The following is a 17,539-nucleotide window of genomic DNA, read 5'->3' as shown; positions in this document are numbered from 1 at the left end:
GAAAAAGCCCGCCATTTTTTCCCTGAATGCTGGCAAAGTGCCGAAGAAAAATAGTTTCGTGGCTGATTCTCATCTTAAAACCGGTGGCACAACGTATATTCGTTGGTAAACCGTTTATACACTTCTCAACCCATCGGATGAAAAACGTTTTCTTGCCCATTGCCCTTCTTTTCTGCTCACTGGCGACCCTGGCGCAAACTACCGTGGTCCGCGATCCGGCGATTGCGCAGCTGGTGAACGAGGTGTCTGCCGACAGCCTGCGGGCGCACGTTACGAATCTGGTCAGTTTCGGCACCCGGCACACGCTCAGTAATCCGTCGGATACCAAACGCGGTATCGGCGCGGCCCGGCAGTGGGTGTTGCGTAAGTTTCAGCAGTACGCCAAACAGTCGGGCGGGCGGCTGACGGCCCAAATCGACTCCTGGACGCTCCAACCCGACGGTCGTCGGGTCGATCAGGTGACGCAAATGGGTAACGTGATGGCTACGCTCAAGGGAACCGATCCCAACGATGACCGGATTTTTCTGGTGAGTGGGCACATCGACAGCCGCGTAACCGATGTCATGAACCGCACCGCCGATGCCCCCGGGGCCAACGACGACGGTTCGGGAACGGCCGCCGTGATTGAGCTTTGCCGGGTAATGAGCAAAGTGCCTTTTCCGGCTACCATCATTTTTGTGGCCGTGAGCGGGGAGGAGCAGGGCCTGCTGGGTGCAAACCACCTCGCCCAACGGGCCAGGGACGAAAAGTGGAATCTGGAAGCGCTGCTGAACAACGATATCGTCGGATCCAACCATAGCCCCGATACCCGGATTATTGACAACACGCGCGTTCGGGTATTCAGCGAAGGGCTACCCGGCTACCAGACGGATTCCGTAGCGGCCAACATCCGGCAGTATGGGTTGGAAAACGACGGAAAATCCCGCCAGCTGGCGCGGTACACCAAGGAAATAGGCGAGCGGTACGTTGATCAGCTGGAGGTGGTAATGATCTACCGCAACGACCGGTATTTGCGCGGGGGCGACCACACGCCGTTTGTAACACGCGGTTTTCCGGCGGTTCGGATTACGGAAATGAACGAAAACTTCGCGCACCAGCACCAGGATTTGCGGACGCAGGATGGCATTGAGTACGGCGATTATGTGAAGTTCATGGACTTCGATTACTTACGGAAAAATACCGCCATGAACCTGGCCGTGTTGGCGAATCTGGCCAAAGCACCCGGTATGCCGCAGAACGTGACCGTCGAAGCCCGCAGCCTGACCAATGCCACTACCTTGTTCTGGCAGGCGCCAAAAGCCGGATCGGGGGCTAATCGGAAGATCAGGGGCTACTATGTGCTGATGCGCGAGACGCACTGGCCGTTCTGGCAAAAGAAATTTTTTACCGAGAAAAACGGTCTGACGCTGCCTTACTCCAAAGATAACTATTTCTTTGCGGTTCAGGCGGTTAGCGAAGATGGAAATGAAGGCTTGCCCGTGATTCCGCGGCCAGGGCTACGGTAAAAAACGAAATGGCTTCTTACGGTTTTGGGAAAACAATAGCTTTCTGCAACATTTTGGCCGGTTTTGCCGTATGGTAGAATAGAAAATTTGGGGTTTTGGGCCGGAAATGGACAACCTGACATTTTTTTTTGTAGCTTTCGTGTACAACGGTCATCTCATCCAATCACACTAAACGAATACCTAACAAAATCTAAGAAATATGAAACGTTTACTTTATCTGATTAGCATCGTGGTGTTTGCAGCTGGCCTGAGTTCGTGTAATAAAGATGAAGATCCTGCTCCGCCAGCAGTAGTTGGCAGATGGGATTTGAACCACGGTAAGACATCCGGTTTTGCAAATACCCAGTTGAATAATTTGATGCTTGATTTATATTACATAGATTTCTATGGATCTCGAATCGACATCTACGGTGACAATACCTTCCGGCAAAATGATCGCCAGGAGTTTGCGGTTGGCGATTTTACTGGAAACTGGGAGTTTACTAACAACCAATTGAAACTTAAATATGATGATGGGGATGAACAAACCTTCACATACAGCAAAAATGGAAATTTAGAAGAGCTCGCTGGCACAGCGTTTGATTTCTCGCTGGATAGTACATCACGAGGAAAAGCGCAACTTGTTTATAGAAAATAAAGAAGCTACTTTAAATAAGAAAACCTCCGGTATGCCATACCGGAGGTTTTTTGTTAAATAGTGTCAACTCCTCCTCAATCCACCGCCTTCACATTATCATCCGATACCCGGTCGATGAGCTTGTTGTACGGGTCGATACCGGCTTTGGTGGGTTTGCCTTTGACCACAAATTCCAGCGTGTGATTGCCGGGTGTAAGCCAGTGCTTTTTCAGGTACAACGGCACTTTTTCGGTCATGCCCTTGTTGTTTTTGGCATCAGCCGCAAAAATCCCGATTTCGATCAGGTCTTTTCCTTTGCCCGCACCGGTTTCCTTGCCCGCTTTGTCGTAATACAGCTTTTTCGTCTGTACCGTCATCCGGACTTTGTACGCATCGTTCTTCAACGGTTCGGTTTTGGCGTCCAGAATACGGTTTTCGTAGAGGGTGATTTTCTCAAAACTGTCTGCCAGGTAATACTGTAAAGAATCCGGCGTAGCGGTTTTGATGTAGCTGTACCAATCGCGGCTGGTGGTAAAAGGCGCTTTTTGCTGGAACGCATCCCGTTGCAGATACGCCTTGAAAGCCCGGTTCAGGCGCTCTTCGCCGATGTAATCCTGTAAAGCATACAACACCACCGAGCCTTTGTCGTACCAGACGTACGACCGGGTGTCGTTGTCGAGCAGGGTTTCCTCAAACTTATCTTCCGACGACCGCCCCCGCAGGTAATTATCGAGGCTGTATTTCAACCGCGATTGCATGATGTTGCTGCCGTAGGTTTTTTTCAGCACCATGAGCGAGGCATATTCGGCCATCGACTCCGAAATCTGATTGGCACCCCGCGTATTGCTTGGCATGACCTGGTGGCCCCACCACTGGTGCGCTACTTCGTGGGCCGTGACGTAATACGCGTAATCGGTTTTGTCGGGATTGCGGAAATCGCCCACCCAGCCGAAGCTCTCCGAATAGGGAACGGTATTTGGGAACGACTGCGCAAAGCTGGCGTAACGCGGAAACTCCATGATGCGCATCTGCCGGAATTGGAATGGGCTGAACTGCTGGTTGTAATAGTCCATCGACGCTTTCACGGCGTTGATGTAGCGGTCGAGGTTGCGCCCGTGCGTGGGGTGGTAATACACTTCAATGTTGACGGTTTTCCCGTCTGGCCCTTTCCATCCATCGCGTTTGACAGCGTACCGGGCCGAGCTGGCGTTCATGAAGTATGCCATGGGCGCGTCCATCTTGTAGTGATAATACTTGCGTCCGTTGGCGGCCCATTCCTTTTGCAGATAGCCCGGCAGAATCGCAATCTGGTCGGGGGCGGTGCTGATGGTACCTTCAAACGTAATCCAGTCGCCGTCCTGTGTAAACAGAAAATTGTTCAGCCCCCAGGCATCGGTATGGGGTGGTTGCTGGTATTCTTTAAGGGGCAAACCGAATTTTTTGCGGTATTTATCGCTGGACAGCTCCCCGCCCGTGTTGTATCCCATCGACGGAAAAATGCCGGTGTCGAAAAAGGTGCCATTGGCGACGAGCTCCCGGTTAAAGCCGCTGTTGGTAAAGCCTTTCGGCTGGGCGTGCATCGTGATTTCCAGGTGGGCGGTATCGCCGGGCTGGAGCGTTCGGGGTAGTTGGTAGATGTAATACCGGTAGGTCGAATCGCCCAGCAATACCTTCGGATTCTGGCCGTCAATCAAGAGTTTTTGAGCTTTGGCGTGGAGGTATTCCGGGGCCGAAAACAGCAGATGCAATGAATCCAGCGGGCGGGCGGTTTTGTTGACCAGTGTGAAAAGTCCGTTGGCCGTTACACTCCGGTTTTCGGGTACGAGATCGATTTTCACCTTAACATCCGTGATTTTTGGATGATCCAGACGCTCGTATCGGCTGAATTTTTTCTCGTACTGAGCCTGCACCTCCCGGCTTTCGTCGGCAGTACGGTAGTTGTTGAGCACGCTGACGTTGTAATAAATCCAGGCCCCGGAGCCAACCCACACGAGCAACGCTACCACCAGCGCCGTGAGCGACAAGCCGTTGAGCCGAAGCGAAGCCAGCCGCCAGCGGGTTTTCAAGCTATCTTCGCTACCCCGGTTCCAGAAGAGATTTCCGATCACCAGCAGGGCCAGCCCAAACGCCATCCAGTACAAATTGAACCAGAACAACGGTTTTAGAAAATGGCCAAAACCGTTCATGTCCGAGACACGGTAACCGGGTGCGTAGCTGTAAAAGAACAGGTTGTAGTCCAGCTCGGCAAAGCCGCGCAGGGCAAACATGGCTACCCAGATGCCAATCGTAATGATGTGCCCCGTAAACTTGCTGTTGACCATGATGTGCACAAAAAACGCCAACATCAGCAGTTGCAGGTATTCGGGAAACTCGATCAGGTACAGGTCGGTGAAGTACTGGCCGAATTCGAAATGGAAATAACCTTTGATCACTTGGTTCAGCACCCCGCTGACCAGTACCAGATTAACCAGCAGAAAACAAATTCCCGCGAGTGCCAGAAACTTCGAGCCGTAGGTAACCCAGTTCGGAATTGGCAGGGCATCGGCGATGTTGTCGAAGCGAACGGCTTTGTCGCGGTGGACGCTTTCTCCGGTGTAGAAAATGATGAGAATGAAGACGAACAGAATGTAGTTGTAATCTTTCACTTCCAGCATGTAATAGGTCGTCGGTAGCGAGGACGTTCCGAAGTTTTGGTCGGCAAACCAGCCGTCGAGGAATAGGAACAAGGCTCCTCCCATCAGAATGACCAGGAAATAAATATCGCGGACGATGTTGCTGAATTCCAGCCGGGTCAGCCGCAGCATGTGACCCACGTAGGTGCGGGTGCTAAAAAACTTCTCGACCACAGGCAGCTCGGTGAGTGGTTTGGCCTTCGTAGGGGCGGTTTCGGTCTTCGACTTTTTACCAAGTTTTACGGCTAAAAACCGTTGGAAATCAAACCGGAACAGCGTGTAAAGCAAAGACGCCAGACCGACACCAGCCCAGATCAACCGGTTCCACAAAACATTGCCCTCCAGATGGGCATGGAGTTCGTTCTGCTCGGCGGGGGTCCAGTATTTGGTGGCGTTTTCAAACGTGTTAAGCGCAAACGGATCGAGCAGGTCAACGATGTTTTTGTTGTCGAGGTCCGAAGCGAGCGTCAGGCCGAGCAAATACCCAATGAAGAGCAGCAGGCTACCGGCATAAGTCACAAACACGTTGCGGGTCAGGGCCACCAAGCTGAAAAACAGGCTGCCCGTGAAGAAAACCGTCGGGATCACAAACACCAGCAGTGGTTGCACATAATCCCACAAACGGATGGGTCCGTAGCGTTCTACGTTGTCGGCCAGGTTAAAAACCGGACCGAGCAGTGACCCCAACGCAATGCCCAGACAGGCGGTGCTCATCATCCCGATCAGAACCAGAAAAGAGCCTGCATACCGACCCAGCAGATACCCCTTTTCGCTGATCGGGTAGGAGAAAAAATAGGAGCGCGTGTTGTGTTCAATGTCGCGGTAAACCGGCACGCCCATCACCGCCGAACTGAGCATGGTGGCGAAAACGCTCGTCAGAATAAGCAGGTAGGAAATGGCATACGGTGAGTTGACGTTTGCTTTTTCGGAGGCTGGTCCGTTGCCGTAGAGAATGATGAGAAACGAATAGAGAAACAGCAGCAGCCCATACAGGTAGGTGGCCGGGCGCTTCAGACGGTATTTAAGTTCAAATGTAAAGATGTTCCAAAACATATCATTAGTTAAGAGTTAAGAGTGATGAATAATGAGTTGAGACGTAGCAAGGTTTGAAGGCGTCAGCCAACAACTTTTAATTCTTAACTCATCACTCCTAACTCCTGATGGCTGGTGATTTTGGAGAAGTAAACGTCTTCCAGGTCGGCTTCGACGGGCTCAAAGCCAAGCTGTGGAGTGTCGCTGTAAATATGGATCTGGGTTTTTCCGCCTTTGAGCTGGGTGGAGATGACCTGGTGGTTGGCGCGGTACTGGTCCAGTTCGGGTTTCTCGATGATCTTGCGCCAGATTTTTCCCTGGATGCCAGCCACCAGATCGGCGGGATGCCCCTGCGCAATGACATTTCCGAGGGAGATAATCGCCATATCGGAGCAGAGGTTGGTGACATCTTCCACAATATGGGTCGAAAGAATCACAACGGTATTTTCGCCAATCTCGGATAGCAGATTATGAAAGCGGTTTCGTTCGGCGGGGTCCAGTCCGGCGGTGGGCTCGTCCACAATAATCAGGCTGGGGCTGCCGATCAGGGCCTGGGCAATGCCAAACCGTTGCTTCATCCCACCCGAAAACGTTCCCAGGTTTTTCTTCTTCACGTGCGAGAGGTTTACTTTCTCGAGCAGGGCGTCAACAATCAGTTTCCGTTCGCGGCTGTTGCTGATGCCTTTCAGACCCGCAATGTGGTCGAGCATGGTTTCGGCCGAAATCTTCGGATAGACGCCAAATTCCTGCGGCAGGTAGCCCAGCACCCGGCGTATGGCATCTTTTTGCCGCAGGATATCGATGGTTCCGGTTGGCGTGTCTTCCAGCAGAATCTGCCCGCTGTCGGCTTCCTGCAAGGTGGCAATGGTCCGCATCAGCGACGATTTGCCCGCACCGTTGGGTCCCAGCAGACCAAACATGCCCTGGGGAATGGTCAGGTTAACGTCGTGCAAGGCGCGAACGCCGTTGGAATAGGTTTTGGTTAAACCCTGAATCGTAAGTTTCATGATGACTGCAGTTGAAGGTTAAGTGGCTAAAAGCGAGCGGGTGGATGCACTATCCGGTGTGGCAGTAAGTATATTAAATATTCAGCATTTTCCGATTGGAATGGCCTTAATCTTTCTACCGCTTCCGTGGGGAACCAGTAGCCGGAATAGGATAGAAATCTAAAAAGTGCCGGTTTGATTTTGATGCTGTTTTGAGCATTTTTGTATGCCTTCTTTCAAAATAAGTTTGAATATTGGGTGTTTTTTATGAAAAATCCAGAAAAGAATATAAATCTACTTTTTACGGATATTGTATTTGTAAATTTTGCTTATTTTTGAAAAAACAAAATTGAATTTGGTATTATTCGGAAATAATAAAATACGATCGTAGTTTAGTGCAAAAACTTACGAAACCATGGATCATCCCATTACCCGCAGAAACTGGTTACGTTCGGGCGCTCTGCTAGCCGCCGGGCTAACCGCAAGTCGATCTACCTTCGGTCGGGCCACAGTTGGTCCGGATGCCTGGAACCCGGTTGCTGCCAATGCACTTCATGAACAAACTTTAGTCAACGAATTCGCCCGGTTGGGCGAGCCAATGCCCCAGATCAAGGCCCGTATTGCGTTCAATGAGAACCCACACGGCCTTTCTCCAAAAGCCAAAGACGCCATCGTAAAAGCGGTTGAAAGTGGCAACCGCTACGCGATGTATGAAGGCCAGGAGCTGAAAAAAATGATTGCTGAGCGCGAAGGCGTCAAACCCGAAAACATTATGCTGTCGGCGGGTTCATCGGAATTGCTGACGGCTATGGCGGTTTACTTCACAGGAAGTGTAGCCAACGGTGGGGGCGGTACGGTTCTCACCAGCCAGTTTACCTACGACGATTTTCTGGGCTGTGCCAAAAAATTCGGCACCAAAATCGAGGCCGTTCCGCTCACGAAAGAATACCGCTACGATCTGGCGGCTATGAAAGCCAAAGTAACGCCGGATACCAAACTAGTGTACATCTGTAATCCCAACAACCCCACCGGAACGGTCATTCCGGCGGCAGAACTGGTGGCATTTAGTAAGGAGGTATCATCAAAATTGCCGGTTTTTATCGACGAAGCCTACATTGATTTTCTGAAACCGGAAGACCGTCCGGCCCTACCGAAGCTAGTTGCTGAAGGACATAACCTGTTTCTGACCCGTACTTTTTCTAAAATCCACGGTTTTGCGGGATTGCGGCTGGGCTACGCCATTGGCCCCGAAAAACTCCTGAAGGAGTTGCAGAACTACTCCCGGGGCGAATGGAACCCGAGTGTAACAACCCTGAAAGCCGGAATCGCCAGCTACCAGGATGAAGAGTGGCAGCAATTTTGCCGGACGGAGAACGACAAAGCCCGCGAAATGCTCTATAAAGGCTTGAAAGAGAAAGGGTACGACTACGTTCCGTCGTTTGCCAACTTCGTGTTGTTCCCGATTCGAATGAAGCCCAAAACGTTCGAGAAAGAAATGTTCAGCAACGGCGTGCTAACCTCCACCCGCGAGTACAACGCCCAACCCTACTGCCGGGTCAGCATCGGCACCGCCGACGAAATGGGCCTGTTCCTGGATGTCTTTAAGAAAATAGTTTAAGTGAGTTAAGAATTAAGAATAATGAGTGAAGACGGGGCGGCATCGGCCATCCGCCGGCTGATGCATGAACCGCCGGTTACCCCTTTTTACTCTTACCTTTTAATTGTTAACTTTTAACTGATCAAGATGACCCGACGTAACTTTATTGAATCAACCGGGGCTACGTACGCAACCTTGCTGGCCTGGGGATTGCTCAAACCGGCACCCGCCGAAGCCTTTGATTTGCCTGCTAATGGCCATAAAGACGGCAAAGCCCGGAAAGTTGTAATTCTGGGGGCTGGGCTGGCGGGCTTAACCGCGGCTTATGAACTGGGTAAGCTCGGGTACGATTGCACGGTGCTGGAAGCCCGCAGCCGCTCGGGAGGCCGGGTCTGGACGGTTCGGGGCGGCACGAAGGAAACCGAAATTGGTGGTTCTGAACAGGTTTGCAACTTTGCGGACGGTCAGTATTTTAACGGTGGCGCGGCCCGGATTCCGCACAACCACCAGTTAACGTTGCAGTATTGCCGGGAGCTGGGCGTGCCGCTCGAGATTTTCAATGGCTCCAACGAGTCGGCCTGGCTGTACAACGATGGCGGTTCCGGAACGCTGGCCAACAAGCGGATGCGCGTCCGGGAATACCACAGCGATCTGCGCGGCTACACGAGCGAATTGCTGGCGAAAGCGCTGGATCAGGCGTCCCTCGACCAGCAGTTGACCAAAGAGGATGTTGAAAAACTGATCGATTTCCTCAAGAACGAAGGCGATCTGAATACGGGTAAACTGTACAAAGGCACCAACCGCCGGGGATATAAAAATCCGCCCGGTGCGGGAACGGTGCCCGGCGATTTGACGGACCCGTACGGCTTGACCGACTACCTGCGGTCGGGCTACATGCAACCGGTTTTCTACAACAACGGCGATTATACGTTTGAGCAGCATTCGACGCTGTTGCAACCCGTGGGCGGGATGGACGCCATTCCGAAGGCATTTGAGAAAAAACTGACGGGCAAAATTCAGTTCAACGCGCCGGTGAAGGAGCTGCGGAAAACCGAAAATGGCGTTCGGGTGGTGTACCAGAAAGACGGCAAACCCACGGAGGTAATGGCCGAGTTCTGCGTTTGTACCTTGCCGTTACCGGTTTTGAAAAAGATCGATTCCGACTTGTCGCCGATGGTAAAACGGTCGGCGGATTTTATTCCGTACATGAAAACCGGTAAAATCGGTTTGCAATTCAAACGACGGTTTTGGGAAGAAGATGATTCAATTTACGGCGGTATTTCGCGGACGAACATGGACATCAACCAGATCTGGTATCCGTCGTTTGGCCTGTTGGGGCAAAAGGGCGTGCTGATCGGATACTACAATTTTTATGCCCGGGGCGAAGCCGTCGGGGATATGCCGCTGGCGGCCCGCGAAAAAATGGCACTGGAGCAGGGGTACAAGCTTCACCCGCAATACCCGCAGGAGTTTGAAAATTCGTTTTCGCTGGCCTGGCAAAAAATACCGTATAATGAAGGGGGCTGGGCGTTGTACGATGATGCGGTGCGTCGGAAATACTATGCGTCGCTGCTCGAACCAGATGGCAATATTTATTTTGCCGGTGAACACACAACGTATCTGACAGCCTGGATGGCCGGGGCTTTTGCGTCGGCCCGACGCGTGGTCGATGCGCTGCACGCCCGGGTGGGAGAATACACGAAAAAATAACGAACTTAAACTACGTCCATGAAAACTACTCTACTTCGTCAATGCCTTTTACTCTGTTGTCTGGTTGTCTTGCAACTGGTGTCGCAGCGTGTTTGGGCGCAAACCGCATCCGCGGCAAGTATGTCGCTGGATCAACTGAAAGCCATCAAAGCCATCAAGGTAGGGAATCTCGAAAAAGACACGTACTTCAAATCTGGTGATTTTATCCTGGATCGCTACGAAGAGCGCCCCGCGTACGTCTTCAATTACAGCGACGGTATTTCCCGGAAAATTTATCTCTACAAAGTATTTACGGCGGCTGATACCAAAGAACTGGGTTTGCTGGCAATCTACGAAAACGGTAAAACCAAAGAGCTGAAACCGTTCGTAATTCCTGGAGCCAGCGCCGACCGCAAGGCGTGGGATGCTTACATTGATGATCTGAAATACGTGGGTGAAAAAGAAGCCGGTCTGATGTCGGCACTTGGTTTTGTGCTCTCCCGCGAAATGGCCCTGTTGATGGGCGGAGGGGCGAAAGAAGAAGGCGGTGAAAAGAAGAAAGAGGAATATAACTTCTGTTTCCCGGCGGATGCAGTTGTGACGCTGGCCGATCGGCAGACTAAAGCGATCAGCGACGTAAAAGCGGGGGAGGAAGTAATGGCCTACGATACCAAAACGCAGTTGTTGGTTCCGGCTATGGTTCAGGAAGTGACCGTCCACGAAAAACCGAACCTGGCGATTACGGGTGTCTGGATGACGCCCGCCGAGGAGGTATCCGCCAGCCTCTCGCTGACTAAACCGGTCTTGCTGGAAGCGACCGCCAACCACCCGGTTCAAACCGCAACCGGCGCTAAGAAGCTGGGTGACCTGCGTAGCGGTGACGTGCTGTACCGTTTCGATGGGGCAACCCGGTCGGTTTTAGCCTGGAAAGTAACCCAGGTTCAATCAAACGTTCGGACGGTTGAAAAAGTCTACAACCTCATCACTGATCGGGGTAGCTATCTCATCAACGACGTAGTCGTGCTGGATAAATAACGGGTTTATAGTTGACGGTTTTCAGAGTATGGTTTACGGTTGGCTGACGCACGCTATTTGAAGGCGTCAGCCAACCGTAAACCATAAGAATTACATTCCCCAAGCCGTCATACCCCCGTCGACGGCCAGCGTTTGGCCTGTGATGTACCCAGCTGCGGAGGTGCATAAAAACGCAACGGTAGCGGCTACTTCTTCCGGTTGGCCGATTCGCCCCATCGGCGTTCGGCTCAGAATGCGTTGCAGTCGTTCAGGATCCGTCAGAACGGGTTCGGCCAGGGGCGTATGGATGTACCAGGGCGCCACCGCATTGATACGAATGCCGTCGGGAGCCCACTCGACGGCCAGGTTTTTTGCCAGTTGGTGCAAGGCCGCCTTCGTCATTCCGTAAATTGAACCGCTGCTGGTGTGGGTCAGCCCCGAAACCGAGGACACCAGCACAATACTTCCTTTTTCCGACGCTTTCAGCAACGGATAAGCCGCCCGGCACAGTTCATACCCCGCCCGTAGGTTGGTATTCAGCAGGTAATCAAACTCATCGGTAGTGTAAGTGATGGTTGGTTTACGAATGTTCGTTCCGGCGTTGCTGACTAGCAAATCCAGTGCTCCCCAGCGTTCTTCAACGGTTTTTACGACGCGCTGGGCCGCTCCCGGTTCGCTCAGGTCAGCAGCCAGGCCATCAACTGAAAAACCGTTCTGCCGGTATTCAGTCAATTGGTGCTGCAACAGCGCATTGTCGCGGGCCACGATAAACACCTGAGCACCCAGGTCGAGAAATTGCCGAACGATTGCTTCGCCGATGCCCTTGGTGCCGCCTGTCACGAGGGCACGCTGCTGGGTAAGCTGCCAGGAAAGATGCATAGTTTGTTACTTGATTGCTGATAGAAGTATGCAAGAAAAGAATCACAGCGAAAAATCACTACGCATTTGGCGAGTACTTTTGGGGTTTCTGTAAGCTGGTGAAAGTCAGTCGGTAGCGAATGAATAAAAAAATCACGTTTTTCTTTTGTACAATACTGAGTATTAGTTGAATTATCCAGCCTATTAACAAGCAGCCACCCAGTGAGGCTGCTTTTGCTTTTATACCGGAACCTTATGCTGAAACCCAACCTGAATCGCCAGTCCTTGAGTGCCTGGGAGAAAACCGACGAAACCTTGCTCTGGCAGCAGTTTCGGGAAGGCCCGCAGGAAGCCTTTCAGGCGCTGGTGCAGCATTTTTACCGGGAGCTACATTTTTATGGGAGCCGGTTTACCCGTGACTCGGACCTGCTGAAAGATTGTTTGCAGGATCTTTTTCTGGACTTGTGGACGTACCGGGCCAAAATTGTCCAGACACAATACATTCGGCCATATCTCTATAAATCGCTTCGGCGGAAGATTCACCGGGAAGTAATGCGGCAATCGGCGGTGATCAACGAAGACAGTTTTCCGTTCGACGAACTGGGTTCGGAGGAAATAACCGCCGAACAGGCGCTCATCCGCACAGAACTGTCGGATTACCAGACCGCCCGGCTGAACGCCTTGCTGGGGCAGCTTTCAGACCGGCAGCGGGAAGCGATTCACCTGAAATTTTACGGAGAGTTGTCGAATGACGAAATTGCTGATATGCTTTCGGTTAACAAACAATCGGTCGCAAACCTGCTCTACCGGGGGCTAAGTCGTCTGCGGGAGAGCTGGCCGTCGTTGCTGACGCTGATTGGCTGCTGGTTGTTTAATCGCTGACAAACTTATCCGACTAGCTGAGTATCGGCTGCCAAAGCTTTCCTATTAATGACCGACCAGATTCTTAACCGGATATGAATGATTACCAACAGTATACTGCCGAAGAGTTCCTGATGGATGCCTGGTTTCTGGCCTGGGTGAAACACAATCAGCCCGAAGCCCGGCAGTTTTGGGAGCAATGGCAACGGGACAATCCACACCGGCGCGAAACACTGCTGCTGGCCAAGGATATGGCCGAGGCACTCAAAAACCGTCCACACCTTTTGTCGCCCGATCAGGAACGGCTTGAAATTGAGCAGATTGTTAAGCTCACGCGTCACGTTCCCGTTCGGTCGCCGTGGACGGTTTTTCGAACGTCGTGGTCTGCCCGGCGCTGGCTGGCTGCGGCCGCGGTGGTACTGGTGTTGGGGGCGGGCTGGGGCGTGTTTCAGGTTGGTAACAAGGGCAACCAATCGGTTACGGAAACCCCATTGACCAGTCCGGACGATGCAACCGACGGGCGTTGGGTGAAGCAGGTCAATGGCACCTCACAGCCCGTCCAGCTTCGTTTGCCGGATGGCAGCCAGATGACGCTGATGCCCAACAGCCGGGCGTCGTATCCGCGGGCGTTTGAAACCGATAAGCGGGAGGTTTATTTGAAAGGCGATGCGGTTTTTTCGGTTGTTCATGAAGGGAAACGGCCTTTTCTGGTGTACAGCGGTAGTCTGGTGACACGCGTACTGGGCACGCGGTTTCGGGTGCAGGCCCGGCCCGGCGAAAACCGCATGATGGTGTCGGTGATTTCTGGTAAAGTTTCGGTCATGGCTCAGAAAGATTTTGCGGCCACCCGAAAACCGGAGCAGAACAAGCTAGCCGGGGTCGTGCTGACGGCCAACCAGCAGGTGACTTACGACGCCAGCTACAAAAGTTACCAGAAAGAGCTGGTGGATCAGCCCGCCGTCATTCCATCGGTGTCCGAAAGACCCGAAACCTTTCAGTTTGAAGACACGCCCGCAATTACGGTTTTTGCACGGCTGAAAAAAGCGTACGGCGTCGAAATAATTTACGAACCGTCGGCGCTCCGAAATTGTACGCTGACGGCATCGCTGGCGGGGGTTAGTCTGTACGATCAGTTGCAGTTGCTATGTGCATCCATCGGGGCCACGTACGAGGTGGTCGATACCCGAATTATCATCAGCACCAAGGGCTGTCCATAAGGGCTTAAAAAAAAGCCCGCTATGGTACGAGCATAGCGGGAACAAGTGACCGATCTGGCGGTAACAACGGGCCACCGCGGATCGGTATAGCTACTCCTTTGCCCGGAATAACCAAATCACCCTCCAATTTATGGACAAGTTTACTAATCACGAAAGGATTCGGATGCTTATGCGAATTTCGCTACTCCAATTGATACTAACGGCCTTGTTGATCAACGGGGTTCTGGCGGCCAATGCCCAGGAACTCCTTGAGCAGCGGGTGAGTGTTCGGCTGGATAATAACACCGTTCGGCAGGCGTTGCTCACGCTGGAAAAAACCGCCCGTGTCCGGTTTGTCTACAGCCGTCAGATTGTACAGGTCGACCGGAAAGTTTCGCTTTCGGTCACCGACGAACGACTTTCGGACGTGCTCGACCGGCTTTTGAAACCGCTGCAACTACGGTATGTGGTGACGGGCAGTCAGATTGCCATTGTGCCTTCAACGGTTTCCGGGGGGGTAGGCAGCCGTCCAACGCTCGAAACGGCTCCGGTGGCTGAACGATCCGTAACCGGTCTGGTGAAAAGTGAAACCGGCGAAGGATTACCGGGCGTGAGTGTGGTCATTAAAAATACATCGCGGGGAACAACGACAGATGCCGACGGCCGCTTTAAACTGGTGCTGCCTGAAGGGGCCGAAACCCTGGTTTTTTCCTTTGTGGGGTATCAGAATCAGGAAGTGGCGGTTGGCACAAAAACCGTAATCGAAGTGCAGTTGGTCCCCGACCAGAAAGCCCTGGATGAGGTGGTGGTGGTAGGGTACGGAACCCAGCAAAAAAAGGATTTGACCGGCGCCGTGTCCACCATCAGCACCCGGGATATTACAGAGCGACAGTCGATTCAGGTATCGGATGCGCTTCAGGGCGCTATGGCGGGAGTGACCGTCACCCGGAACACCGGCGGGCCGGGCAGCAACTCGACGATCCGCGTCCGGGGGATTACCACCATTGGCAACAACGACGCCCTGATTATTGTGGATGGAGTTCCGAGCGATAACATCGATAACCTTAACCCCAACGATATTGAAAATATCACCGTGCTGAAAGATGCTGCTTCGGCGGCCATCTACGGATCTAGAGCGGCTGCGGGAGTGATTCTGGTGACTACCAAGCGGGCCAAGGAGGGGCAATCGAGCCTGGAGTACACAGCGGAAGCTGGTCTTCAAACGCCTACCCAGACACCGGCGTTTGTCGATGCCGTTCGGTATATGCAGCTCTTCAATGAATACCGGACCAACGACGGGAGCACGCCGTTTTATGAACAGAAATTTATCGACGACTACTGGCAGAATCACGCCCAAAATCCGGATCTGTACCCCGCAACCGACTGGCAGAAAGCCGTTCTGAAACGGTTTGCTCCCCGGCACCGGCACGATTTGTCATTTACAATCGGTACGGATAAGGTCAAAACGAGGGCTTCGCTGAATTATTCGAAATCGGACGGTTTATTCACCAACCGGTTTTACGACCGCTATACCGTCAAAATCAATAACGATCTTCAGATTAGTAAGAAGCTGAGTGCCAATCTCGACGTTTCGTACATCCGGGGGTACAACGTCACTTCAGCGGGCGAAAATCCGGTGAACAATGCCCGGTTGCTGCCCGGTACCTACGGTGCTGTGTACCGCGATGGCCGCTGGGCACCGGGCAAGGATGGCCGGAATCCGCTGGCGCAGGTCACCGACGGCGGGTTTGATAAAAGCTACGAAAATCAGATCGGGGGGCGGCTGGCTTTCAATTTTAAGCCTATCAATGGCCTGACCTTGACGAGTGTGCTCTCACCCTCCTTTCGGTTTGATAAAGACAAGGTTTTTTCCAAGGTGATCCGCTTTACGGACCTCGACGATCCGTCGCGGGTGATTTTTACGAACCAGGCCAATACCACGCTCAATGAGAGCCGGGTAGAGCAGTTTACGTTCAATGGACAGTTGTTGGCAAATTATAACCGGCAACTCAATACCGACCATCAGATCGACGCGCTGGTGGGCTATGAAGAGAATTACGCCCGGTACGAACGGTTGGGCGCTTCGCGAGGGGCTTTTGCCATCACCAATTTTCCGTATCTGGATCTGGGATCGACGGCCTTGCGGGACAACGCAGGCACTGCCAACGAAGCCGCCCTGCGCTCGTTTTTCGGACGTTTCAAGTACGATTTCCGGAGCAAGTATTACGTCCAGGCCAACATCCGCCGGGATGGTTCCTCGCGGTTTAGCAAGGATCAGCGCTGGGGTATTTTTCCGTCGTTCTCTGCCGGATGGACCCTGTCGGAAGAGCCGTTTCTGCAAAACGTCCGCTCGCTGTCTTTTCTGAAACTGCGGGCTTCCTGGGGGCAGGTGGGCAACGAGCGGATTGGAAATTACCCGTACCAGTCGTCGATTATTTTTGCCGATGCATTATTCTACAGGGGTGGTCAGGTGGCGGCCGAAACCCGGGGTGCCCAACGGCAATATGCGGTTCCGGACATCAGTTGGGAAACCACGGAGTCGCTTGATCTGGGGCTGGATGTGGGTTTGTTGAACGGCAAGCTCAACCTGGTGGCGGATCTTTACACGAAAAAAACCCGGGATATTCTGCTGATGCTGGATATTCCGACGTACCTCGGCTACGGAAATCCGAACCAGAATGCCGGCGTCGTAGGAGCCAAAGGCTGGGATCTGGAGGCCAGTTGGAAGGACAGCCAGGGGGCATTGCGGTATTCTGTTGCCCTGAACATGTCGGATGTGAAAACCCGGATTATTGACCTGAAAGGCACTCAAATACTGGGGAATCAGGCTCAATTGGAGGGCGGAGAGTTTAACGAATGGTTCGGTTATCAGTCGGAAGGGTTGTTTCAGACCGCCGACGAGGTGAGCCGATCGCCCGTTTTGAACAGCAATACCAAACCCGGCGATGTGAAATACCGGGATGTAAACAACGACGGAAAAATTACGTCCGACGGCGACCGGATTCGGTTGGGTGGATCGCTGCCCCGGTATACGTACGGCAGCACCATCCGGCTCGACTACAAAGGCATTGATTTTACGCTGGTTGGTCAGGGCGTCGGGAAAATACTCAGCCGTTTGAGCGATGTTCAGGTAAAACCCTTCCTGGCTCAGTACGGAAATGTGCCCTCCGAAATCGACGGGCGGTTCTGGAGTCCGACCAACTCCGAAGCCCAGAATCGGGCGGCTCAATACCCGCGGCTTTCAACCGTATCGGAGGTGAATAATTACGCCATGTCGGATTTTTGGTTGATCAACGGGTCGTATTTCCGGCTCAAGAATATCACGCTGGGGTATACCCTGCCGCAGCTGCTGATTCAGCGGTTAAAAATCAAAGGGTTGCGCGCCTATGTGTCGGCCAACGACTTGTTTACCATCAGCCGGTTTCCAACGGGTTGGGACCCGGAGGTCGACGTCGCCAATTACCCCATCGTCAGAACGTTTATGGCCGGGATTAACATCAAATTATAAAAGAC

11 protein-coding genes are annotated in these 17,539 nt (G+C 52.7%); 8 read left to right on the top strand and 3 right to left on the bottom strand.

The features are described 5' to 3' along the window. Positions 1–137 precede the first annotated feature (137 nt). Both ACYVH9_RS13200 and ACYVH9_RS13195 read left to right on the top strand, forming a co-directional pair. The gene (locus ACYVH9_RS13200; protein ID WP_460636824.1) at positions 138–1,505 is read left to right on the top strand and encodes a M28 family metallopeptidase; all 1,368 of its coding nucleotides are present in this window, start codon (positions 138–140) and stop codon (positions 1,503–1,505) included. 199 nt (positions 1,506–1,704) lie between these two features. Continuing rightward, complete coding sequence (locus ACYVH9_RS13195) at positions 1,705–2,142, top strand: hypothetical protein (protein ID WP_460636823.1); 438 nt, start codon at positions 1,705–1,707, stop codon at positions 2,140–2,142. Between the two features lie 74 nt (positions 2,143–2,216). Here ACYVH9_RS13195 and ACYVH9_RS13190 read toward each other — a convergent pair whose 3' ends face one another. Together ACYVH9_RS13190 and ACYVH9_RS13185 are read right to left on the bottom strand one after the other, a co-directional pair. Next, a complete protein-coding gene (locus tag ACYVH9_RS13190) occupies positions 2,217–5,846 on the bottom strand; it encodes an ABC transporter permease/M1 family aminopeptidase (protein WP_460636822.1) in 3,630 nt (1,209 codons plus the stop codon). Positions 5,847–5,929: 83 nt separating this feature from the next. Next, positions 5,930–6,832, bottom strand: coding sequence for an ABC transporter ATP-binding protein (locus ACYVH9_RS13185; protein WP_460636821.1), 903 nt, complete (start codon positions 6,830–6,832; stop codon positions 5,930–5,932). Positions 6,833–7,226: 394 nt separating this feature from the next. On the opposite strand from ACYVH9_RS13185, the gene ACYVH9_RS13180 reads away from it, so the two are divergent. The 3 genes from ACYVH9_RS13180 to ACYVH9_RS13170 all read left to right on the top strand — a co-directional run bounded on the left by ACYVH9_RS13180 (position 7,227) and on the right by ACYVH9_RS13170 (position 11,132). Next, the gene (locus ACYVH9_RS13180) at positions 7,227–8,429 is read left to right on the top strand and encodes a pyridoxal phosphate-dependent aminotransferase (protein WP_460636820.1); all 1,203 of its coding nucleotides are present in this window, start codon (positions 7,227–7,229) and stop codon (positions 8,427–8,429) included. A 126-nt stretch (positions 8,430–8,555) separates the two neighbouring features. Next, positions 8,556–10,118, top strand: a complete 1,563-nt coding sequence (locus ACYVH9_RS13175) for a flavin monoamine oxidase family protein (RefSeq protein WP_460636819.1) — start codon at positions 8,556–8,558, stop codon at positions 10,116–10,118. Positions 10,119–10,136: 18 nt separating this feature from the next. Then, complete coding sequence (locus ACYVH9_RS13170; RefSeq protein WP_460636818.1) at positions 10,137–11,132, top strand: Hint domain-containing protein; 996 nt, start codon at positions 10,137–10,139, stop codon at positions 11,130–11,132. A gap of 90 nt (positions 11,133–11,222) precedes the next feature. Here ACYVH9_RS13170 and ACYVH9_RS13165 read toward each other — a convergent pair whose 3' ends face one another. Then, on the bottom strand, positions 11,223–11,990 hold the full coding sequence (locus ACYVH9_RS13165) for an SDR family oxidoreductase (protein ID WP_460636817.1): 768 nt from the start codon (positions 11,988–11,990) through the stop codon (positions 11,223–11,225). Between the two features lie 234 nt (positions 11,991–12,224). On the opposite strand from ACYVH9_RS13165, the gene ACYVH9_RS13160 reads away from it, so the two are divergent. From ACYVH9_RS13160 to ACYVH9_RS13150, 3 genes are all read left to right on the top strand, one after another. Next, entirely contained in the window at positions 12,225–12,851 is a 627-nt protein-coding gene (locus ACYVH9_RS13160) for an RNA polymerase sigma factor (RefSeq protein WP_460636816.1), read from the top strand. A 74-nt stretch (positions 12,852–12,925) separates the two neighbouring features. Continuing rightward, the gene (locus ACYVH9_RS13155; RefSeq protein ID WP_460636815.1) at positions 12,926–14,047 is read left to right on the top strand and encodes a FecR family protein; all 1,122 of its coding nucleotides are present in this window, start codon (positions 12,926–12,928) and stop codon (positions 14,045–14,047) included. Between the two features lie 169 nt (positions 14,048–14,216). Further along, entirely contained in the window at positions 14,217–17,534 is a 3,318-nt protein-coding gene (locus tag ACYVH9_RS13150; protein WP_460636814.1) for a TonB-dependent receptor, read from the top strand. Positions 17,535–17,539: the final 5 nt, after the last annotated feature.

Source organism: Larkinella harenae (genome assembly GCF_054780515.1).
The sequence above is the reverse complement of the archived record's forward strand: the minus strand, read 5'-3'. Positions and strand labels throughout refer to the sequence as shown.